The organism is Acidovorax sp. SRB_24, assembly GCF_012931925.1.
On sequence record NZ_MWOM01000005.1, the window covers coordinates 61,603 to 82,697 of the forward strand.

Consider the following 21,095-nt stretch of genomic DNA (forward strand, 5'->3'; position numbering starts at 1 on the left):
CAGGCCAATGGAGATGGGTCCCATTGCCGCGCCCGAGGGGCCGTGCATAATGGACACAACTATAGATTTTGGGGTTCGATTATGCTTGACCGGGACGGCTTTCGGCCGAACGTCGGCATCATCCTGCTCAACCAGAAAAACCAGGTGTTCTGGGGCAAACGCATACGCACCCACAGCTGGCAGTTTCCGCAGGGTGGCATTGACCGGGGCGAATCCCCCGAGCAGGCCATGTTCCGTGAACTGCACGAAGAGGTGGGACTGCAGCCAAACCATGTACGCGTGGTTGCCCGCACCCGGGACTGGTTGCGCTACGAGGTGCCAGACCGGTACATCCGCCGCGATGCGCGCGGCCACTACAAGGGCCAGAAGCAAATTTGGTATTTGCTGCAGCTGATGGGTTACGACTGGGATTTGAATCTGCGTGCCACCAACCACCCTGAATTCGATGCCTGGCGCTGGAACGATTATTGGGTTCCGCTCGACGTGGTGGTGGAATTCAAGCGCGGCGTCTATGAAATGGCGTTGACCGAGCTGGCGCGTTTTCTGCCGCGCCATGAACCGCGCAACCGCTATCTGCGCAGCGGCATGCGCACACGCGAGCACGACATTGCCGGCCTCGCCATGCACCGCAGCAGTTCGCTGCTGCTGCAGCCTGGCATGGAATTGCCGCCCGGCGCGAGTTTCGACCCCGACCCGCAAAGCGGCTTGGCCGCGCCCAGCGAATCCCTGGAACTGCCGCAGGACCGGCAGAACCGCTTCCCCGACGCGCGCTCTTGAGAGACAACAGAGGATTGCCTGGCCATGCCATGGCGCTAGCTGCAGCGCACAGGCCCACCGTGGCAGGCGCGCGCGGCCCGCAGGCGTCTATCCCCCCATCAACACCAGGTTGTCGCGGTGCACCATCTCGGGCTCCGCAGCGTATCCCAGAAGCCTTTCAAACTCGGATGAAGGCTTGCGGCACAGCAGCCGTGCCTCGGCACTGGCGTAGTTCGCCAGACCGCGGGCAATCTCTGCGCCAGCCGGATCGCGCACAGCAATCACGTCGCCGCGCGAGAAGTCCCCTTCCACGGCGGTCATGCCGATGGGCAGCAGGCTTTTGCCTTCGGCGCGCAGCTTGGTCGCGGCCCCTGCATCCACCGCCACCGCGCCGCGCAGCTGCAGGTGGTCGGCCATCCATTGCTTGCGTGCCTGGGTCTTGGCCGTTTGCGCAACGAGCAAGGTACCGATGCCCTCGCCCCGCGCCAGGCGCAGCAGCACATCGGGCTCACGGCCCCAGGCGATCACGGTGGAGGCGCCCGAGCCGGCGGCGCGCTTAGCCGCCAGGATCTTGGTGAGCATGCCGCCACGGCCAATGCTGGAGCCAGCCCCGCCGGCCATGGCCTCCAGCGCCAGGTCGCCCGCACGCGCCTCGTGCACAAACTGCGCCGCCGGATCGCGGCGCGGATCGGCCGTGAACAAGCCCTTCTGGTCGGTCAGGATGACCAGCGCGTCGGCCTCGACCAAATTCGCCACCAGCGCGCCCAGCGTATCGTTGTCGCCAAACTTGATTTCGTCGTTGACGACGGTGTCGTTCTCGTTGATGACGGGCACCACGCCCAGCTCCAGCAGCGTGAGCAGCGTCGAGCGCGCGTTCAGGTAGCGCTCGCGGTCGGCCAGATCGGCGTGCGTGAGCAGCACCTGCGCGCTGCCCATGCCTTGCTCGCGCAGCTTGGTCTCGTACATCTGGGCCAGGCCCATCTGCCCCACGGCGGCCGCCGCCTGCAGCTCATGGATTTCCCGCGGGCGCACAGTCCAGCCCAGGCGCTTCATGCCTTCGGCCACCGCACCGCTCGAAACCATGATGACCTCGCGTCGCCCCGCGCCATCGTCGCCGCGCACCAGCGCGGCCAGTTGGCGGCTCCATTCGCCAATCGCGGCCTCGTCGAGGCCCCGTCCCTCGTTCGTCACGAGGCTGGAGCCCACCTTCACGACAATGCGGCGGGCATCGCGCAGCACACCAGAGATCATTTTTTCGGTCATTTTGGCTTGTAGCGCTTATGCAGAAAGCGCTAGATGCTATAAAAACAATAGCTCACTGAACCGTCCACCGCAGCCTATCAAACGGGTGCGTCGCCTGAAAAACGCGGATCCAGCTCGGCCACAGGCGCCTGCTCCGCGACCTGCTGCGCTTTGACGTGGCGGTAGATGGCGTGGATCAGTGCCTCGCAGCCTTCGCGCGTCAGGGCCGAGATCTCGAACACCGGACCCTTCCACTTGAAGCGCTTGACGAAGTCGGCCACGCGCGCGGCGCGCTCATCGGCGGCCACCATGTCGAGCTTGTTGAGCACCAGCCAGCGCGGCTTCTCGTAGAGCGCTTTGTCGTACTTCTTCAGTTCGCCCACGATCGCCTTGGCTTGCGCCACCGGGTCCACGCTGTCGTCAAACGGCGCCATGTCCACGACGTGCAGCAGCAAGCGCGTGCGCTGCAGGTGCCGCAGGAATTGGTGGCCCAGGCCGGCGCCTTCAGACGCCCCTTCGATCAGGCCCGGAATGTCGGCCACGACAAAGCTCTGCTCGGGCGCCACACGCACCACACCCAGGTTGGGGTGCAGCGTGGTGAAAGGGTAATCGGCGATCTTGGGGCGGGCGTTCGATACCGCCGCAATGAAGGTCGACTTGCCCGCATTGGGCATGCCCAGCAAGCCCACGTCGGCCAGCACCTTGAGTTCGAGCTTGAGGCTCTTCTTGTCGCCGGGCCAGCCCGGCGTCTTCTGGCGCGGCGCACGGTTGATGGCGCTCTTGAAGCGCATGTTACCAAAGCCCCCGTCGCCGCCTTTGGCGATGGTGATGACTTCGCCGGGCTCCAGCAATTCGTACAGCACCTCGCCGGTTTCGGCATCGCTGATGATGGTGCCCACGGGCATCTTGAGCGCGATGTCGCTGCCCGCCGCGCCGAACATGTCCGAACCCATGCCATGCTCACCCCGCTTGGCTTCATGGCGGCGCGCATAGCGGAAATCCACCAGCGTATTCAGGTTCGGGTCGGCAACCGCGAACACATGTCCGCCGCGCCCGCCGTCGCCGCCGTTCGGGCCACCGAATTCCTTGTATTTTTCGTGCCGGAACGACACGCAACCATTGCCGCCATCCCCGGCAGCAATGTCTATGTAGGCTTCGTCGACGAACTTCATAAGGTATCCAGTTTACAAAACAGCAGCCAGTCGGGCGCTGCAGCACCCCAAAAGCACAAAGCCCCGACAGTGCGGGGCAACGGCATGCAGCGACGCTACCGGCGCTGCGCGCCCGAAAAAACAAAGCCCCGACCAAGCGGGGCTTAGGGTGCCAAGAAGCGGTGAAGCCTCAGGCTGCAGTCACGTTGACCATGTGCTTGGACAACGCGCCCTTGTGGGAAAACGACACGTGACCGTCTACCAGGGCGAACAGCGTGTGGTCTTTGCCCACGCCGACATTGGTGCCGGGGTGGAACTGAGTGCCGCGCTGGCGCACGATGATGGATCCGGCGCTGATCAGTTCACCACCGAAAGCCTTCACACCGAGCATTTTGGGCTTGGAATCGCGCCCGTTTCGCGTAGAGCCGCCGCCTTTTTTCTGTGCCATGACTCAGCTCCTTCTTTAAGCAGCAATGTCGCCGATTTGCAGTTCGGTGAACTGCTGGCGGTGACCTTGGCGTTTTTGATAGTGCTTGCGACGGCGCATCTTGAAAATGTGCACCTTGTCGTGCTTGCCGTGCGCCACAACGGTGGCTTTCACGGTTGCGCCGGACACCAGGGGCGTACCGACCTTCAGTTCGGCGCCGTTTCCGACGGCCAGAACCTGGTCGATGACGATTTCCTGGCCTACGTCCGCAGCAATCTGTTCTACTTTAATTTTTTCGCCGGAAGCAACGCGATACTGCTTGCCGCCGGTTTTTATGACCGCGTACATGTTGACCTCTTTGACTCTGTGTACCCCAGGGTACTTTTTGTGAGTTTTCACAGACGAATTTCTGCGAAGCCCGAGATTCTACCATCAATGCCTTTTTGCGCCACGCCGGCTGTTTGCCATTGCCACCGCGGCAAACATCCGCAACACAGCTTCCTATAATTCGTGGCAACGCTTGTGACCACCACCTTGATTGCCACCACCCCCCCCTCCCCACTCGCCCATTCACTTCTTGGCCTCATTGCAGGCGACATGTTCGAAGTGGACCGTGTCATCTCCCAGCGCCTGGCATCGGGCGTGCCGCTGGTCGGGCAGATTTCGCAATACATCATTGCCGCAGGGGGCAAACGGCTGAGGCCCTCCCTGTTGCTGATGTTGTGCGGCGCACTGGAGTACCGGGGCAGCCAGCGCTTCACCCTGGCCGCGGTAGTGGAGTTCATCCACACCGCGACGCTGCTGCACGACGACGTAGTCGATGCCTCCACGCTGCGCCGCGGCCGCGCCACGGCCAATGAAACCTTTGGCAACCCCGCCAGCGTGCTGGTGGGTGACTTTCTTCACTCGCGTGCATTCCAGATGATGGTGGACGTGGACAACATGCGCATCATGCAGATCCTGGCCGACGCGACCAACGTGATCGCAGAAGGCGAAGTGCTGCAGCTCATGAACATGCACGACGCCTCGCTCGACGAAGCCGGCTATTTGCGTGTGATCCGCTCCAAAACAGCCAAGCTGTTCGAAGCCAGTGCCCGGCTCGCCGCCGTGCTTGCCGGCAGCGCCCCGGCCGTTGAAGAAGCGTGTGCCACTTACGGCCAGGCGCTCGGCACTGCCTTCCAGATCATTGACGACGTGCTGGATTACGACGGCGATGCCATCGAGATGGGCAAAAATCTGGGCGACGACCTGCGCGAAGGCAAAGCCACACTGCCGCTCATTGCCGCCATGCAGCGCGCCTCGGCGCAAGACTCGGCCACGGTGCGCCATGCCATCGAAAACGGCAGCACAGAACAGCTCGAACGCGTGGTTGCCATCGTGCGCGAGACCGGCGCTCTCGGTGTGGCGCGCGATGCCGCAGCCGCAGAAGCACGCCGCGCCATGGACGCGCTGGACCAGCTTCCCGCCAATGAATACACCTCAAACTTGCTACAATTGGCGGCTGAGCTTCTTGCACGGCGCACCTGACGCAGCGCGCTGCGCAAAAAGCCATCGGGGTGTAGCTTAGCCTGGTAGAGCGCTACGTTCGGGACGTAGAGGCCGGAGGTTCGAATCCTCTCACCCCGACCAAGTTTTTGCCATATCCCCCAGAGGGAAACCGCCAAATACAAGGCGCGGCAATGACTTACAGTTGAGCCATGGGTCAACGTACTGTGTCAATGCATCGAAACTCCGCACCGTCGGAGTTTGATTTGTCCCTCCCCCCTGGATTACGCCAACGTGATGGCGTCTGGCAGCTTCGCATTGGCGTTCCTGCCGACCTTCTCCATCTCTACCCCAGCATCGACGCGTACCGCGCCAGCTTGCGGACCCGTGACCGTTCCGAGGCCGTCACAAAGACCTATGCCCTCCTGGCGAAGTACCGGGAGACTTTCGACCAGCAAAGGGCTGCAGAGGCTGTGCGACGAGCGCCCCCGGTCGTTCCTCTTACATCAGAGATTGAGGCCTACCTAGTGGCACAGGCCCGGTGGCTCCCTCTGGTGTTCGATGACTATGTGCGGTTCACCCCCGGAGCCATCGAGGCATTGACACCGGGTAAGCGCTTCCTCACAGCCGGCAACCCCGAACCTTTATTGACTGGGAACAACCCTGCGAAGTGGGACCGATTGCAGCAGCACGCCCTGAGCGAAGCCAGAGCAGACCTCGCAGCAGGGCGCCTTGAGCGCGTCCAGCAAGCCGCTGAGACCGCCTTGAAGCCGTTGGGAGTCCGCATCGACTGGACAGACAGCATGGCCCGAATGGCGTTAGTGCGGATTGGACGTGCCGAGGTACGTGCGCACCTCCAAGCCCTAGAGCGAGGCCAGGGCGAGCCCCATGACACTCCGGCGCTACCTGTCGCCCCAGTGGTCGCCAAGGTCCCAACTTCTGCAGAGCCCCCCAGCGACACCCTGCGCGATGTCATGCCGGATTGGATCGTTCGGACCAAGGCCAAGCAGAATGCCCAGCAACGCACCAGCAAGGCCCTGGACCTCTGGGAGGAGTCTGTAGGTAGGATGCCCTTAGCGAAGGTCTCCCGGGCCACTGGAGCGGCCTTTGTGGCCTTCCTACTGGACCCTGCCCGGCCCTTTGGTAGCAGCACAGCTGCCAACCATGCAGCGGCCATCAATGCACTGATGAACATAGCGGCCAAGGTCGGCAAGATCGACCGCAATCCACTGGACCTGAGCTTTAAGGTCGAGGATGCCGAACGCCGTCACCCTTGGACGACAGAGGAGCTTTCGACTATCTTCTTGGCCCCGCTATTCAGCGACAACCCAGGCCCCCAGCCATATGAGGTTGATCCGGCGGACGCCCGCCTATGGCTTTCGCTACTGCTGTGGAGTGGCGCTAGAGCCGGCGAGATTGCACAGCTACGGGTCGAGGACGTGCAAAGCCGCGATGGCGTTCTGTGCCTGCATGTCACCGCCGAGGCCGGCACCGTCAAAACGAGCGAGAGCACCAGATGGCTCCCGGTGGCCCGGACCCTATGTCCCCTGCTACTCGCCCATGTCGCGGCCCGCAAGGAGCAAGGCGAGGCTGTGCTGCTAGCGAGCTTCCACAGGCGTCCAAAGACCTCCCCGGCCGACCTCGCCACCAAGTGGTTCCTCAAGTTCCGAGCAGGTGTTGGGCTGCCCTCTGGCGCTCTCAATGGCTCCCATCGCTTCAGGCACTCCGTCCGTACTCGGCTGGCAGAGCTCGGGGTGAGTCCAGACCTGGGGGACCAGTTGACCGGGCACGCCGCCACAGGAAGCACCGGACGCCGGGTGTACACGGGGACGGTCGGTGTGCGCGTTCTCTCTGAAGTGGTCGAGAGGCTGGGCTGGGCGTGGCCTCGTTCTCCACGGGCCTGATGAAAGCCCCTCAAGCAGGCAACTTGCGCTACGACAAGTGTGCCGAAATTCGATCCTGGCAGGCCCCGGAGTCCCCAAAGGGCTTACGGTCCTCGCAGCTGATAGGTCCCCGGTATTCGAGGGGTGCGCCCTGGAGCAGGCTATAGAGGCCGGCATGCCTACAGGCGCCTGGGATTACCGCCGGATGCTCTCATACGAATAAACCGCCACAAAGTGACGACCGCATCCGGGCCCCATGATTCGCTGCGCCGTTGTGGCGCCACTGACCCGCCCTGCGAAAGCTCGGCGGGGTTCTTTTGCCTGCCCTTCACCTCCCCACCATCGAGATCACGGCGGGCGCGGGTTTATAGCTAAGGACGCCTCAACGGTCCTTGAATTCCAGAACGCTGCCTGCGCAGTGTCCGAAAGCGTCGAAGCTACCGTACGTTCAACGTAGGTTTGCGGAGCAAGCCTCGGGTGTTCGTGAACGGGTCGCGTCTGTACGACCTGATATTTCGCTCGCGCCTACCCCGCCCCCGCTCTCTGATTCTCTGCGCCTTTGTGGCGCTCCCCGACCCGCCCTGCGAAAGCTCGGCGGGTTTCTTTTCGCCTGCCCATCATGACCACTACCGCCAAACAGACCAGCCCTGCGCACCTGACCCAGCCTGGGCACCCCAGCCGCAGAGGCCGCCCCGCCAAGACACACGACAACCGCGCCGTTCGCGCATGGCTGCGCAGCTACTGGGACCGCTGGGACTTCAGCGCCACCAACCCGAGGGCAGAGGACGCGCTGGCGGGCGCGGTGAATCTGCGTACCCAGGGCGACACCGGGCGAGGCCTGAGCATCAATCGCCTGTTCCATGTCCTGCGCTCCCTGGACACCATCACGACCGCTGGGGTCGCTGCAGTGCTGTCCTGTGCGAAGTCCACTGCCGAGGCCTACACGCGAGCGGCCCGGGTTGCCAGTGGCGTCCTAGAGCCCCTGGCCGTCAATAGCCCCCCAGGCACTGCGCCGGTAGAGGCCGAAGACTGGGAGGACTTCGCGGTTCCTGACAACATCAGCGATGGGGTGTGAAAAAGCACAAAGCTCAATCGTGACAATGACTTAGCAATTAACTTAACAATATAAAGGGGTGGAGAGCGCTGGTGGCTCTGTCGTGTCCTCAGGACACCGCTGCGGCGACCTGAAGACCTTCAGCGGCCTGGAGCATTGGCAGCGTCGACCTAGTGAGGAGTACCTCAAGAATAAGAACCAGGGCGACTCAGGATATGGCGCCTCTCTGGCTGCCGTGATCTTGGTCGTTGCCATACCTCTTGGCCTGTCCTGAGAAAGCCTTTATTTAATCTCCCATGGTTCTCCGTTCGGAGATGGTCGATCCCTGCTACCGCTTCCCCAAGCGCGAAGCCTGGCTGTGTGAGCAGTCCATCACTCTCGATAACATTGGATGGACTGGAAAAATTACAAACGATTATGGGGAGGGTGTGAGTAATGTCTTTAGGCGACTATTTGAAGGGTCCTGAGTACAAGGCGAATGCGGCTCGGCTGGAAGCCGAATTGCAGGCTCACCGGCAGCAATCTCAAGCCGACATGCGGGCTCTGCAGGACAAATACGACGATCTGGAAGCCAAGGCCAGGGAGCTCGGGTTGTTGGATCTTCTCGCGGTTCAAGAACAGATTCGCGCCCAACAATCCCAGTTGACCAGTGTTCAGGCCCAGGTCGCTACGACACAGAGTGATCTGGAAGCAGCACGTCACCAGCTGCAGGCGCTCCAGCAGCAGATTCTGGGTGCAGAGGACACCGTTGAGTTGGAGTCGTTTGCGCTGTATGTGCCCAAGTATCAATTCACGAACAGCATTGACTACAAAAATCGACTTGATGAGATTCGAGAAGACCAGAAGCGAACGGCCAGAGGGTTGAGTGCGGAGGTGGATGCATGGGACAACTATGCAGTCGAACTCACCAAGGCGCAGTGGAAGAAATTGCGCAAGGATGCTTTGAAACTGGCGCTGAGGTCATTCAACAGCGAGAGCGAGTATTGCATTGATAACGTCAAGTTCAGCAATATGGAGAAAATGGAAGAGCGCATTCGACGTTCGTTCGAGACCTGCAACAAGCTGTTGAATGCCACTGATGCTGTGTGGAAAGACGTGGTCTTGGAGCGCAAGCTGCAGGAACTGTATTTGGCACACGAATACCAGATGAAGCGACAGGAGGAAAAAGAGGCCGCCCGGCAGGCAAGGGAAGACCAACGCGAGCAAGAAAAACTTGAAAAGGAAATCCGGGAGGCTCGCGCCAAGATTGAGAAAGAGCGCCGGCACTTCGCGAGCGCCATCCAGAAACTGCAATTGCGGCTCGGTGCGGCAAATGACCAGCAGGAGCGTGACGACCTGCAGACCCGAATCGAAGAGCTTTCCCGCCAGAACTGCAAGCTCGATGAAGAGGAAAGGCTGCTCGACTACCGCGAGCAGAACGCCCGGGCTGGCTACGTCTACGTGATTTCCAACATCGGCGCGTTTGGGGAGGGCATATACAAGCTTGGCATGACGCGAAGGCTTGAGCCGATGGACCGAGTGGATGAGTTGGGGGACGCCTCGGTGCCCTTCCGGTTCGATGTGCACGCCTTGGTGTTTTCTGACAACGCCCCCGCGCTGGAGGCCAAGCTGCATTCACATTTCGCGGCCGGCAGGCTCAACAAGGTCAATGGGCGCAAGGAATTCTTCCGTGCCGACCTCAAGGAGATCGAGGCCTTGATTCGGGCGAACTACGACGCCGTAGTGGAAGTGGTCCATGCTGCCCCAGCGGAGCAGTATCGCGAGAGTCTTCGGTTGGCCATGCCGGTGGTGTCCATACAGACCTCCGAGCGGATTGCGTTGAGCTAAATCGCAAAACGCATGGTCTCGAGTGCACGGTGCTGAAACTCAGCCCACCGCGAGTCGGGCGACAATTGCAGCGGTAGCCTGCACTGCTTGGCATGAATGACTCAGATCAGTCTTTTAGCCGCTCGATGGCGTGGCCCGGACGTTAGCTCCTGGCCGGTTTGGGTCGGTCAGCACCACGTTACGAATGACGTTGCAATAAATGCTGAGTGAACTGGGCGAAGCTGCCTCCAATATTTGATGCATCTACCTGCACGCGTCCCGGCTGGGTCTCACTCTGACTCACAGAGTCGCGCAAACGCCTTAGGAGGCGCAGAGAGGCCCCGAGGAGCCCCACTATTGCCTGGCTTTGCGGGCCTTCCGAGCCCCTTTGCGCCGTCTTGGGGCCTGGGCCGCCTTGAAAATCTCCGGGAAATCCGTAACCCCTGCTGTGCCCCGCCCGCACTGTAGCTTTCCCCCGTAGGGGTGGGGTCCACGGGGGGCCTGTTTGGGCGAGCGACCGTCGAAAGGCCAGCGCTCGTTGGCCCTGGAGATCCTTGCACGCTTCAGCCGCCCAAGGTGTCCCGCGCTCGCATGATGGTCTGACGGCTGGTTCCCATCGCCCGGGCAATGGCCGCGATGGCCTCGCCTGCCGCAAGCCGCTGTCCCACCTCCTGCACCTGGACCTGCGAGAGAGCCGAGGGGCGCCCCAGCACCTTGCCCTCTGCTTTCGCCCTGGCAAGGCCGGACTGGGTACGCTCGACCAGCAAGTCCCGCTCGAATTCAGCGACTGCCGCGATCACCCCCATCGTCATCTTCCCTGCGGCACTGGTGAGGTCCACACCGCCGAGGGCAAGGCAGTGCACCCGCACACCCAGGCCATCGAGGGCCTCCACGGTCGACCGGACATCCATGGCGTTGCGACCCAGGCGGTCCAGCTTGGTGACGACCAGGACGTCCCCGGACTCCAGCTTGTCCAGCAGCTTGGCGAAGGCCGGCCGCTCCGATGCCATCACAGAGCCGCTGATGGTCTCTGAGACCAGCCGGGACGCCTGGACGCTGAAACCTGCTGCAGCGATCTCCCGGGCTTGGTTATCGGGGGTCTGGTCAGCAGTGGAGACGCGGCAATAGGCGAAGACACGAGACATGGATGGCTTCCTGTACGTAAACGATGTACGAATTGTGGAGCCTGTCCCAAATACCATCAAGCTATTTTTTGAACATGCCTACCAGACCTGTCCTTAATCGCTCGATTTTGAACAGCCCCAGACCCCTCTCTAGACCTATGGCACGGAAGAGGAGGAGGCTTTAGGCAGCCTGAAGTGCGAGCGAAAGCCCATCGCAATGTCGAAAGGAGTGCGCACTTTCAGGCAGCTGTTTTTTTGTGCGAACGACTTGTTACCATCACCCCGCCACGCGTGACGGAGGAGATCGCGGATGGAGGGATCGAAACAATAAGGAGAACCACTTGAACGCAGAGCGCTTACATGCCATTGCCGCAGCCGTGAAAGTAGACCTTGCAGAGTCTTCTGCACTGAGCCACCTACAGCAACTCTCCACCGCCTTAAGCAACCTCTCCAGCCAGCCAGGACAAGCTGAGTACCAGAGGCAAGTGAGCACGTCGCTACATGCATTAGAAAGCGCCCTCACGAACGCTCAGGTGAATACTTTTAGTCCGACGTGGCGTCAGGTTCTTGACGAGACAGCTATGAGCGAACTGCTAGGTGTAAGTCTGTTGGCTCGCGTCCAAGCAGCGATTGCCGAAAATCAACTTACACCAACGGTTGCCTCATCAGCAGTTCAACAGTTGTTTGCTGAGCTTCAGGCTCTGTCCACGCACGTTGACCAATTGCTCGCTGCCTTGCGCCATCTCCAGGTGGGTCAAGAAGACCTAGAGCCAGGGGAATGCGAGATTGGCGTATTGGTTCCGCGCAACTTCGTGAGCAATCGCTTGGACAAGTTCGCGGATGAACTTGAAGAACTCAACCGCATCTTCGGGACTTTTTCTGAGCTTGCCACGGGTGAACGGCCGAGTTTCGCGATTCGCACAATCTCATCGAGCGACTTGTCGATCTTCCTTGAGTCGGTGCCTGCTGTCGGAGCCGCCGTGGCCGTCGCTGTGGAGAGAATTGTGGCTCTGTATAGGCAACTATTGGAGATTCGCAAGCTGCAGGGTGAGCTCTTTAAGCAGGGGCTCGACAAAAAGGACGTGAAGGGCGTTGAAGACCATGCAAACAAGATCATGGACAAGGGTATCGACGTACTAGTTAAGGACCTTCTGACCGAATTTGAAAAGAAGGGGGACGGACACAGAACGAATGAACTGGCTGTTGAGATCAAGTACTCGCTTAAAAAGATAGCGAATCGCATTGATCGTGGATTCAACATAGAAGTCCGTATGGAAGAGCCGGAGGCCCCTGACGAAGAGGTCGCCGTCGATGAGAAGGCCCAACAAATGCATGAACGCATTCAGGGCGCCGCCACCGGAATGCAGTTCTTGAAACTCGAAGGTGATCCGATTCTGAGCCTCGCAGAAGCTGACAAGGGAAAGGCGAAGAAAGCGGATAGTGCAGAGCCTGCGACCGCGTAAGGCATTGCGGACGCGATGCCCTCCGTTGGCGCAGGCGCATGCCCTCCGGACTCGCACACTTCTTGACCTTGGGATAGCCCCGGCCTTCAGGCCCTTCCCAGCCCAGCGCGTGAACTTCACGTGCTCTGCTGATAGGTTCACAAATACGTTTTTTCCTATGGGGCACATCGGCAAGCCGAAAGGCTCGTGGACTAGGGCTTCTAAGCCCACGAGTTGCCCCGCGGCCGTCGGCGACTAGACGTGCGTCCCTCACGAAGGCTGCGTTAAACTGCTCTCTTTGTGTCAACCCGGAGTTCTCGGCGCTTCTGACGCAGTGCATTTCCCCTTGGGAAACAAGAGGATGTTGGGCTTTTCGAATCCTCTCACCCCGACCAGATTCCTGCTGTTACCCCATTGACCACACTGTGGCGCGTGTTGCGGGTTACAGCTTGAAACCAGATGGCAATGATAGGATGGCTCATTTACCGTCCTCTACATTCTCGGTTCAATGGCCGCCGTCGATACCACCCAAAAAGACTCTGCAACGGTTGCGCTCCCCGGTTTGGCCCGCGCGCTCATTTCGGTGGCCAAGCTCACGCAGAAGTCGGCCGAAGAGCTTGTCCGCAAATCGCAGACCAGCCGCACCAGTTTCATTGCCGAGCTCACCGGCTCCGGGGCGATTTCGTCGGCAGACCTGGCCCACACGGTGTCCTCTGTGTTCGGCGCACCGCTGCTGGACCTCGATGCCATTGACCCTGTACGCCTGCCGCACGATCTGCTCGACAGCAAGATCTGCTTAGCCTACCGGGTGGTGGTGCTCAGCAAGCGCAACAGCCGCCTCACCGTCGCCACGGCAGACCCAACGGACCACGAGGCGGCAGAAAAAATCAAGTTCACCACGCAGATGGGCGTGGACTGGGTGATCGCCGAGTACGACAAGCTGACGAAGCTCGTGGAAGCCTCGTCCAAGACAGTCGGCGAGTCGCTGGACACGTTCACCAGCAGCGGCGATTTCGAGTTCGATGACGTGCCCGTAGAAGATGCCGCGGACACTGCGGACACCGGCGCCAGCGAGGTCGAAGATGCTCCGATCGTCAAGTTTCTGCACAAGATGCTGCTCGACGCTTTCAACATGCGCGCGTCCGACCTGCACTTCGAGCCTTATGAGCACCACTATCGGGTTCGCTTTCGCATCGACGGCGAACTGCGGGAGATCGCTTCTCCCCCCGTGGCCATCAAGGACAAGCTCGCATCGCGCATCAAGGTGATCTCGCGCCTGGACATTTCCGAGAAACGCGTCCCGCAGGATGGGCGCATGAAGCTCAAAGTCGGTCCGAACCGGGTCATCGACTTTCGCGTCAGCACTCTGCCCACCCTTTTTGGTGAAAAAATCGTGATCCGTATCCTGGACCCGAGCAGCGCCAAGATGGGCATTGATGCGCTGGGCTACGAGCCCGAAGAAAAAGAGCGCCTGCTCAAGGCCATTGCGCGGCCCTATGGAATGATCCTGGTCACCGGACCCACGGGCTCGGGCAAGACGGTGTCGCTCTACACCTGCCTGAACCTGCTGAACAAGCCCGGTGTGAACATCGCCACGGCGGAAGACCCTTCGGAAATCAACCTGCCCGGCGTGAACCAGGTCAATGTCAACGAAAAAGCGGGCTTGACCTTTGCCGCCGCGCTCAAGTCCTTTCTGCGCCAGGACCCGGACATCATCATGGTGGGCGAAATCCGCGACCTGGAAACCGCCGACATCTCGATCAAGGCCGCACAGACCGGGCACCTGGTGCTGTCGACCTTGCATACCAACGATGCGCCCACCACGCTCACGCGCATGCGCAACATGGGCATCGCCCCGTTCAACATCGCCTCCAGCGTGATCCTGATCACCGCCCAGCGCCTTGCACGGCGGTTGTGCCCGCAGTGCAAGGCGCCGGCCGACATTCCCCACCAAGCCCTGCTCGATGCGGGGTATGCGGACGACGAAATCGACGGCTCCTGGGTGCCTTACAAGCCCGTGGGCTGCTCTGCCTGCAACAACGGCTACAAGGGGCGGCTCGGTATTTACCAGGTCATGCCCATCACCGAAGAGCTCCAGCGCATCATCTTGCGCGATGGCAGCGCGCTGGAAATTGCCGAGCAGGCAAAAAGGGAAGGCGTGCGCTCTTTGCGTGCGGCAGGTTTGCACAAGGCCAAGCTCGGCCTCACTTCCCTCGAGGAAGTGCTGGCCGTGACCAACGAATAAAACACCGGCATTGAGGGGACGCGATGGCAACGGCAGCAGCACAGGGCATCAAGGACTTTGTCTTCGAATGGGAGGGGAAAGACCGCCACGGCAAGATCGTGCGCGGCGAGGTGCGCGCGTCTGGGGAAAACCAGGTGCAGGCCACGCTGCGCCGACAGGGCGTCTTCCCCACCAAGATCAAGAAGCGCCGCATGCGCGCGGGCAAAAAGATCAAGCCCAAAGACATCGCACTGTTCACGCGCCAGATGGCCACCATGATGAAGGCCGGCGTTCCGCTGCTGCAGGCTTTCGACATCGTCGGGCGAGGCAACACCAACCCCAGCGTCGGCAAGCTGCTCAACGAGGTGCGGGCGGATGTGGAAACCGGCACCTCGCTCAATAGCGCTTTTCGCAAGTACCCGATGTATTTCGACAGCCTGTATTGCAACTTGGTCGAAGCGGGTGAGGCCGCCGGCATTCTCGAGGCGCTGCTGGACCGCCTGGCGCTCTACATGGAGAAGACCGAGGCGATCAAGTCCAAGATCAAATCGGCCTTGATGTACCCCATTTCGGTGGTGATCGTGGCCTTTGTGGTGGTCACGGTGATCATGATTTTCGTGATTCCGGCCTTCAAAGAGGTTTTCACCTCCTTCGGCGCCGACCTGCCCGCCCCGACGCTGTTCGTGATGGCCATCAGCGAAGTGTTCGTGCAGTGGTGGTGGCTGATTTTCGGCGTGCTCGGCGGAAGCTTCTACTTCTTCATGCAGGCCTGGCGCCGCAGCGAAAAAGTGCAGATGTTCATGGACCGGCTGATGCTGCGCATTCCGGTCTTTGGGGTGTTGATCGAAAAATCGGCCGTGGCACGGTGGACGCGCACCCTCTCGACCATGTTCGCCGCAGGCGTGCCGTTGGTCGAAGCGCTGGATTCCGTCGGCGGCGCCGCAGGCAACTCGGTTTATGCCTTGGCGACGGAGAAGATCCAGCAGGAAGTCTCCACCGGCACCAGCCTGACGGCCGCCATGGGCAACGCCAATGTCTTCCCTTCAATGGTGCTACAGATGTGCGCCATTGGCGAAGAATCAGGCTCCATCGACCACATGCTGGGCAAGGCCGCCGATTTTTACGAAGCCGAGGTCGATGAGATGGTGGCCGGTCTCTCGAGCCTGATGGAGCCCATCATCATCGTCTTCCTAGGCTCCTTGATCGGTGGCATCGTGGTGTCGATGTACCTGCCGATCTTCAAGCTGGGGCAGGTCGTCTGATGGTTCTGGATCCGTGGTGGGACGCCGCACTGGCCGGCGTGGTGGGGCTGCTTGTCGGCAGTTTTCTGAACGTTGTGATTTACCGCCTGCCCAAGATGCTGGAGCAGCAATGGGCGGCCGACTGCGCCGAGTACGCGGCCTCGGCCACCGCGGTGCAGACCGTACAGCCAGCGGCGCCGGTCTTCAACCTCAGCCAGCCGCGCTCGCGCTGCCAGGCCTGCGGCCACCAGTTGCGCTGGTATGAAAACATTCCGGTCGTCAGCTACCTGGCCTTGCGCGGGCGCTGCTCGGCCTGCGCAACGCGCATCAGTGCCCGATATCCCCTTGTCGAGCTGGCCACAGCGGCGCTGTTCTTCTTTTGTGTGCAGCACTGGGGCGCAACGCCTGCGGGGCTGGCCTGGTGCGGGTTCTCGGCTGCACTGGTGGCGCTGGCCTTCATCGACTGGGACACCACCTTGCTGCCCGACAACCTCACCCTGCCCTTGCTGTGGGCGGGCCTGCTGGCCTCTGCGCTGGGCTGGGGCATGGTGCCGCTGGTGGATGCGGTGTGGGGTGCAGCCGCTGGCTACCTTTCGCTGTGGCTGGTGTACTGGGCCTTCAAGCTGGCAACGGGCAAAGAAGGCATGGGCTATGGGGACTTCAAGCTGTTTGCCGCACTCGGTGCCTGGTTCGGGTGGCAGGCCCTGGTGCCGCTGATCCTGATGGCGTCCGTGGTCGGCGCGCTGGTGGGCATCGCCATGAAAATGGCCAGCGGCCTGCGTGAAGGCGGCTATGTGCCTTTCGGCCCCTTCCTGGTGGGTGCGGGGCTGATCGCCATGGTGTGGGGCCCGCAGCGGGTGCTGTCTGCGCTTCTGGGGGCTCTGGGCCTGTGACAACGGGCGCAGGCACGCCGATCCGCCTGGGCCTGACCGGCGGCATCGGCAGCGGCAAGAGCACCGTAGGGAACATGCTGGCCGAGCGCGGTGCCACCCTGCTGGACGCGGACGCCATGGCACGCAGCGTCACCGGCCCGGGCGGGGCTGCCATGGAAGCCATCGCTGCGGCTTTCGGTCCGGCCTATGTGGACGCCACGGGTGCGCTGGACCGGATGCGCATGCGGGCCCTGGCGTTTTCCGAGCCCACCGCGCGCCTGCGGCTCGAAGCCATCGTCCACCCCTGGGTGGCGCGGCTGACCGAAGAGCACGCCAGCGCCGCCGCCGCGGCCGGCCAGCGCCTGCTGGTGTTCGACATCCCGCTGCTCGTGGAGTCGGGGCGCTGGCGCCGCCAGCTGGACGCGGTGGCGGTGGTGGACTGCCGGGTGCAGACGCAGATCGATCGCGTCGTGGCCCGCAGCGCGCTCGCACCGGGCGCGGTCGAGGCGATCATTGCCGCCCAGGCCAGCCGCAGCGCGCGCCGCGCCGTGGCCGACGCCGTGATCTACAACGACGGCCTGACCCTCGACGCACTGCGCAGCCAGGTGCACGCGCTGGCCCTGCGGTTCGGGCTATGATGGAAATACGTTTCTGACACCCATTGCAGACCCTCGGGGTCGGTCCCTTGTCCACCGCTCCCCCACCAGGAACCCGGCAGCGTGATTCTGTACGAATACCCTTTCAACGAACGCATCCGAACCTACCTGCGGCTGGAACAGCTGTTCCGCCGTCTCGGTGAACTCATCGGGCGCAGCCATGCGCTCGACCACCACTTTGCCTTGAACACGATCTTCGAGATCATGGACGTGGCGGCGCGCGCAGACCTCAAGACCGATGTGCTCAAGGACATCGAGAGACAGAAGCATGCGCTCGAAGCCTACCGTGGCAACCCCTCGATCTCCGAGGCGGCACTCGAGGCCATCTTCACCCAGCTCGACCGCTGCTTCCAGGGCCTCAACGCGCAGGCCGGCAAGGCCGGCCAGGCGCTGACGGAAAACGACTGGCTGATGAGCATCCGCAGCCGCATGGGCATTCCAGGCGGCACCTGCGGCTTCGACCTGCCGGGCTACTACTCATGGCAGCACGGCGAAGCCGCCACGCGCCAGCAGGCGCTCGAAGGCTGGGCGTCGACGCTGGCGCCGCTGGCCGAATCCATCTATGTGCTGCTCAAGCTGCTGCGCGACTCCGGCGTTCCGCAGAAAGTGGCGGCCGAGCGCGGCCAGTTCCAGCAGAACCTGCCTGCGGGCCGCACCTTCCAGTTGTTGCGCCTACGCATTGACCCAGCGCTGGGCCTGGTCCCCGAGATCAGCGGCAACCGCCTCATCGTCTCGGTGCGCCTGATGCGCGCCCAGGACGACGGCCACCTGCTGCCGTGCACCGACGACGCGACGTTCGAGTTGACCCTGTGCGCCTGACCCTCTTCGCACCATGAGCCACGATCACACCCCTCCTGCGCCACCGGCCGCGCCCAAGACGGTCGTCTGCCCCAGCTGCGGCGGGCCCAGCCTGTACGGCCCGCAGAACCCCTGGCGGCCGTTCTGCAGCGAGCGCTGCAAGCAGATCGACCTGGGTGCCTGGGCTTCGGAGAGCTTTCGCATGCCCACCGAAGCGCCGCCCGACGACGCCCCGCACGGCGACCCGCGCCAGCAGCACTGATTTCAGTGAAATCGGGCTCTAGCGCTGAGCCAAAAAGCGCTAGCAGCTATTCAATCGATAGCATTGCGGGATCAAAATCCTGGCCCCGCTCCTGCGCCAGCCACTGCAGCACCGGCAGAGCCCCGGGCAAGATCGGGCGCACTTCGAGCGGCCAGTGCTGCCAGGCCATGGACTGGCCCTCGCGCATCTCGAACGCGCCCGTCCACTGCCACACCTTGCACCAGTGCAGGCGCACCAGCGCATGCGGGTAGTCGTGCTCGGTGGCCTTCCAGACCTCGGCCGGGCCGATGGTGACGCCCAGCTCCTCGATCAGCTCGCGGCGCAGCGCCTGCTCCACGCTTTCGCCGGCCTCGATCTTGCCGCCCGGAAACTCCCAGTAGCCCGCGTACACCTTGCCGGGCGGGCGCGTGCAGAGCAGCAGCGCGCCGTCGGGCCGCAGCAGGATGCCGACCGCGACCTCGGTGTGTTGCCGCAGCGCCGCCACCGGCTCAGCCACCGTGGCGCCCGGCAAAGTCGCGCGCGAACTGGTAGGCCACGCGGCCGCTGCGCGATCCGCGCTCGAGCGCCCAGACCAGCGCCTGCGGGCGCGCCGCTTCGATGGCAGCGGCGTCCACGCCGAGCGCGGCGAGCCACTGCGCCACGATGGTGAGGTACTCGTCCTGGCTGAACGGGTAGAAGCTCACCCACAGGCCAAAGCGCTCCGAGAGCGAAATCTTCTCTTCGACGCCCTCGCCCGGGTGCACCTCGCCGTCGTCGGTGTGCGTGTAGCTGAGGTTCTCGCGCATGTACTCGGGCAGCAGGTGGCGCCGGTTGCTGGTGGCGTAGATCAGCACGTTCGGCGTAGCGGCGGCGATCGAGCCGTCGAGGATGGACTTGAGCGCCTTGTAGCCCGGCTCGCCGTCCTCGAAGCTCAGGTCGTCGCAGAACACGATGAACTTCTCGGGCCGGCCGGAGACCACCTCGACGATGTCGGGCAGGTCGGTCAGGTCGGCCTTGTCGACCTCGATCAGGCGCAGGCCCTGGAGCGCGAAGGCATGCAGGCAGGCCTTGATGAGAGAGGACTTGCCGGTGCCGCGCGCCCCGGTCAGCAGCACGTTGTTGGCCGTGCGGCCGTCGACGAACTGCCGGGTGTTGCGCTCGATCTTCTCCTTCTGGCCGTCGATTTCCTGGAGGTCCTGCAGGCGCATGAGCGCGACGTGGCGCACGGGCTCGAGCGTGCCATGGCCGCTGCTGCGCTTGCGGTAGCGCCAGGCGACGGCGGCCGTCCAGTCGGGCGCCGACAAGGGCTGCGGCAGCACCGACTCGATGCGCGCGATGAGCTGCTCTGCGCGCTCGATCAAATGGTCAAATTTATCGGTCATTTTGGACTCAAGCGCTTATCCCATAAGCGCTGACAGCTATTGAATCAAGAGCGGTAGTCGGCGTTGATGGTGACGTAGTCGTGGCTCAGGTCGCAGGTCCAGACGGTGTCCGACGCGCTGCCCCGGCCGAGCACCACGCGCACCGTGATCTCGCTTTGCTGCATCACGCGCTGGCCGTCTTCCTCGCGGTAGGCCGGGTTGCGTCCGCCCTGCACGGCGACATGCACGTCGTCGAGGTACAGATCGATGCCGGTCTGCTCCAGGTCGTCGATGCCGGCGTAGCCGACGGCCGCCAGGATGCGGCCCAGGTTCGGGTCGCTGGCAAAAAAGGCGGTCTTGACCAGCGGCGAGTGCGCAATCGCATAGGCCACCTTGCGGCACTCCTCGCCCGTCTTGCCGCCTTCGACGCGCACCGTGATGAACTTGGTCGCGCCCTCGCCGTCGCGCACGATGGCCTGCGCGAGCTTCTGCGCCACGCCGCGCAGCGCGGCCTTCAGGGCCTGGCCTTCGGCGCTGTCCCACGAGGTGATGGGGGCATGGGCCGCGCGCTGCGTCGCGACGACGACGAACGAGTCGTTGGTCGAGGTGTCGCCGTCGATGGTGATGCGGTTGAACGACTCGTCGGCGAGCTCGCGCGCCAGCGGCTGGATCAGCGCCGGGTCGATGCAGGCGTCGGTGGCCAGGAAGCCGAGCATGGTCGCCATGTTGGGGCGGATCATGCCGGCGCCCTTGCTGATGCCGGTCACCGACACCGTCGCGCCGCCGATCTGCATCTGCGCGCTGAAGGCCTTGGGCAGCGTGTCGGTGGTCATGATGCCCTCGGCCGCCCGCGCCCAGTGCGCAGGCTGCGCGTCGGCAAGGGCGGCGGGCAGGCCGGCCGCGATGCGCTCGACGGGCAGCGGCTCCATGATCACACCGGTGGAAAACGGCAGCACCTGCGCGGCGTCCACGCCCAGCTGCGCGGCCAGCAGCTCGCAGGTGGCGCGCGCGCGCTGCAGGCCGTCGGCGCCGGTGCCGGCGTTGGCATTGCCGGTGTTGACCACCATGGCGCGCACCGCAGCGCCCCCGGCCAGGTGCTCACGGCACACCTGCACCGGCGCGGCACAAAAGCGGTTTTGCGTGAACACCGCCGCCACCGTAGCGCCTTCGTCGAGCAGGAACACGGTGAGGTCTTTGCGCTGCGCCTTGCGGATGCCGGCTTCGGCCACGCCGATGCGCACACCGGCGATGGGGTGCAGATCGGATGCGATGGGAGCGGAGAGATTCACGGGCATGGGTCGTCGTCCTTGAAAAATGCAACACACGGGCAGA

Annotated in this window: 20 protein-coding genes and 1 tRNA gene; 13 read left to right on the forward strand and 8 right to left on the reverse strand. The window is 62.8% G+C overall.

From position 1 onward, the window contains the following. The first annotated feature begins 81 nt into the window (after positions 1–81). A complete protein-coding gene (locus B2J89_RS02850) occupies positions 82–777 on the forward strand; it encodes an RNA pyrophosphohydrolase (protein ID WP_169167771.1) in 696 nt (231 codons plus the stop codon). 87 nt (positions 778–864) lie between these two features. Here the strand turns inward: B2J89_RS02850 and proB are convergent, their stop codons facing one another. From proB to rplU, 4 genes are all read right to left on the reverse strand, one after another. Next, entirely contained in the window at positions 865–2,007 is a 1,143-nt protein-coding gene (proB, locus tag B2J89_RS02855; protein ID WP_169167772.1) for a glutamate 5-kinase, read from the reverse strand. 89 nt (positions 2,008–2,096) lie between these two features. Then, positions 2,097–3,170, reverse strand: coding sequence for an Obg family GTPase CgtA (cgtA, locus tag B2J89_RS02860; RefSeq protein ID WP_169167722.1), 1,074 nt, complete (start codon positions 3,168–3,170; stop codon positions 2,097–2,099). A 169-nt stretch (positions 3,171–3,339) separates the two neighbouring features. Further along, positions 3,340–3,597 (reverse strand): 50S ribosomal protein L27, encoded by a 258-nt coding sequence (gene rpmA / locus B2J89_RS02865; RefSeq protein ID WP_169167723.1) that lies wholly within the window; start codon positions 3,595–3,597, stop codon positions 3,340–3,342. Positions 3,598–3,612: 15 nt separating this feature from the next. Then, on the reverse strand, positions 3,613–3,924 hold the full coding sequence (rplU, locus tag B2J89_RS02870; RefSeq protein ID WP_119014632.1) for a 50S ribosomal protein L21: 312 nt from the start codon (positions 3,922–3,924) through the stop codon (positions 3,613–3,615). Between the two features lie 249 nt (positions 3,925–4,173). Here rplU and B2J89_RS02875 point away from each other — a divergent pair, with 249 nt between their 5' ends. The 5 genes from B2J89_RS02875 (at position 4,174) to B2J89_RS02895 (ending at position 9,825) form a co-directional block, all read left to right on the forward strand. Beyond that, positions 4,174–5,103, forward strand: coding sequence for a polyprenyl synthetase family protein (locus B2J89_RS02875; RefSeq protein WP_169167773.1), 930 nt, complete (start codon positions 4,174–4,176; stop codon positions 5,101–5,103). A 25-nt stretch (positions 5,104–5,128) separates the two neighbouring features. Next, positions 5,129–5,205: transfer RNA gene (locus B2J89_RS02880), tRNA-Pro, on the forward strand. Between the two features lie 122 nt (positions 5,206–5,327). Further along, the gene (locus tag B2J89_RS02885; protein WP_169167724.1) at positions 5,328–6,965 is read left to right on the forward strand and encodes a tyrosine-type recombinase/integrase; all 1,638 of its coding nucleotides are present in this window, start codon (positions 5,328–5,330) and stop codon (positions 6,963–6,965) included. A gap of 598 nt (positions 6,966–7,563) precedes the next feature. Next, on the forward strand, positions 7,564–8,019 hold the full coding sequence (locus B2J89_RS02890; RefSeq protein WP_169167725.1) for a hypothetical protein: 456 nt from the start codon (positions 7,564–7,566) through the stop codon (positions 8,017–8,019). 414 nt (positions 8,020–8,433) lie between these two features. Next, on the forward strand, positions 8,434–9,825 hold the full coding sequence (locus B2J89_RS02895) for a DUF4041 domain-containing protein (protein ID WP_169167726.1): 1,392 nt from the start codon (positions 8,434–8,436) through the stop codon (positions 9,823–9,825). A 542-nt stretch (positions 9,826–10,367) separates the two neighbouring features. Here the strand turns inward: B2J89_RS02895 and B2J89_RS02900 are convergent. After that, positions 10,368–10,949, reverse strand: a complete 582-nt coding sequence (locus B2J89_RS02900; RefSeq protein ID WP_169167727.1) for a recombinase family protein — start codon at positions 10,947–10,949, stop codon at positions 10,368–10,370. A gap of 320 nt (positions 10,950–11,269) precedes the next feature. Here B2J89_RS02900 and B2J89_RS02905 point away from each other — a divergent pair, with 320 nt between their 5' ends. The 7 genes from B2J89_RS02905 to B2J89_RS02935 all read left to right on the forward strand — a co-directional run bounded on the left by B2J89_RS02905 (position 11,270) and on the right by B2J89_RS02935 (position 18,423). Continuing rightward, positions 11,270–12,391, forward strand: a complete 1,122-nt coding sequence (locus B2J89_RS02905) for a hypothetical protein (RefSeq protein WP_169167728.1) — start codon at positions 11,270–11,272, stop codon at positions 12,389–12,391. 487 nt (positions 12,392–12,878) lie between these two features. Continuing rightward, positions 12,879–14,615: a type IV-A pilus assembly ATPase PilB gene (pilB, locus tag B2J89_RS02910; RefSeq protein ID WP_169167729.1), complete on the forward strand. Its 1,737-nt coding sequence runs from the start codon at positions 12,879–12,881 to the stop codon at positions 14,613–14,615. A gap of 23 nt (positions 14,616–14,638) precedes the next feature. Next, positions 14,639–15,856 (forward strand): type II secretion system F family protein, encoded by a 1,218-nt coding sequence (locus B2J89_RS02915; RefSeq protein ID WP_169167730.1) that lies wholly within the window; start codon positions 14,639–14,641, stop codon positions 15,854–15,856. Next, complete coding sequence (locus B2J89_RS02920; RefSeq protein WP_169167731.1) at positions 15,856–16,728, forward strand: A24 family peptidase; 873 nt, start codon at positions 15,856–15,858, stop codon at positions 16,726–16,728. The genes B2J89_RS02915 and B2J89_RS02920 overlap by 1 nt, the downstream gene beginning before the upstream one ends. Next, on the forward strand, positions 16,725–17,345 hold the full coding sequence (gene coaE, locus B2J89_RS02925) for a dephospho-CoA kinase (RefSeq protein WP_371809024.1): 621 nt from the start codon (positions 16,725–16,727) through the stop codon (positions 17,343–17,345). The genes B2J89_RS02920 and coaE overlap by 4 nt, the downstream gene beginning before the upstream one ends. A gap of 81 nt (positions 17,346–17,426) precedes the next feature. After that, positions 17,427–18,182 carry a cell division protein ZapD gene (gene zapD / locus B2J89_RS02930; RefSeq protein WP_169167732.1) on the forward strand — a complete coding sequence of 252 codons (756 nt, stop codon included), beginning with the start codon at positions 17,427–17,429 and terminating at the stop codon, positions 18,180–18,182. 13 nt (positions 18,183–18,195) lie between these two features. Beyond that, positions 18,196–18,423: a DNA gyrase inhibitor YacG gene (locus B2J89_RS02935; RefSeq protein ID WP_169167733.1), complete on the forward strand. Its 228-nt coding sequence runs from the start codon at positions 18,196–18,198 to the stop codon at positions 18,421–18,423. Positions 18,424–18,469: 46 nt separating this feature from the next. Here the strand turns inward: B2J89_RS02935 and B2J89_RS02940 are convergent, their stop codons facing one another. The 3 genes from B2J89_RS02940 to argJ are packed head-to-tail and all read right to left on the reverse strand — an operon-like array spanning position 18,470 to position 21,058. Further along, positions 18,470–18,919 (reverse strand): NUDIX domain-containing protein, encoded by a 450-nt coding sequence (locus B2J89_RS02940; protein ID WP_169167734.1) that lies wholly within the window; start codon positions 18,917–18,919, stop codon positions 18,470–18,472. Beyond that, positions 18,912–19,784 carry an ATP-binding protein gene (locus B2J89_RS02945; protein WP_169167735.1) on the reverse strand — a complete coding sequence of 291 codons (873 nt, stop codon included), beginning with the start codon at positions 19,782–19,784 and terminating at the stop codon, positions 18,912–18,914. Before B2J89_RS02945 ends, B2J89_RS02940 begins: the two co-directional genes overlap by 8 nt. A 44-nt stretch (positions 19,785–19,828) precedes the next feature. Next, positions 19,829–21,058, reverse strand: a complete 1,230-nt coding sequence (gene argJ / locus B2J89_RS02950) for a bifunctional glutamate N-acetyltransferase/amino-acid acetyltransferase ArgJ (RefSeq protein WP_169167736.1) — start codon at positions 21,056–21,058, stop codon at positions 19,829–19,831. Between the last annotated feature and the right edge of the window lie 37 nt (positions 21,059–21,095).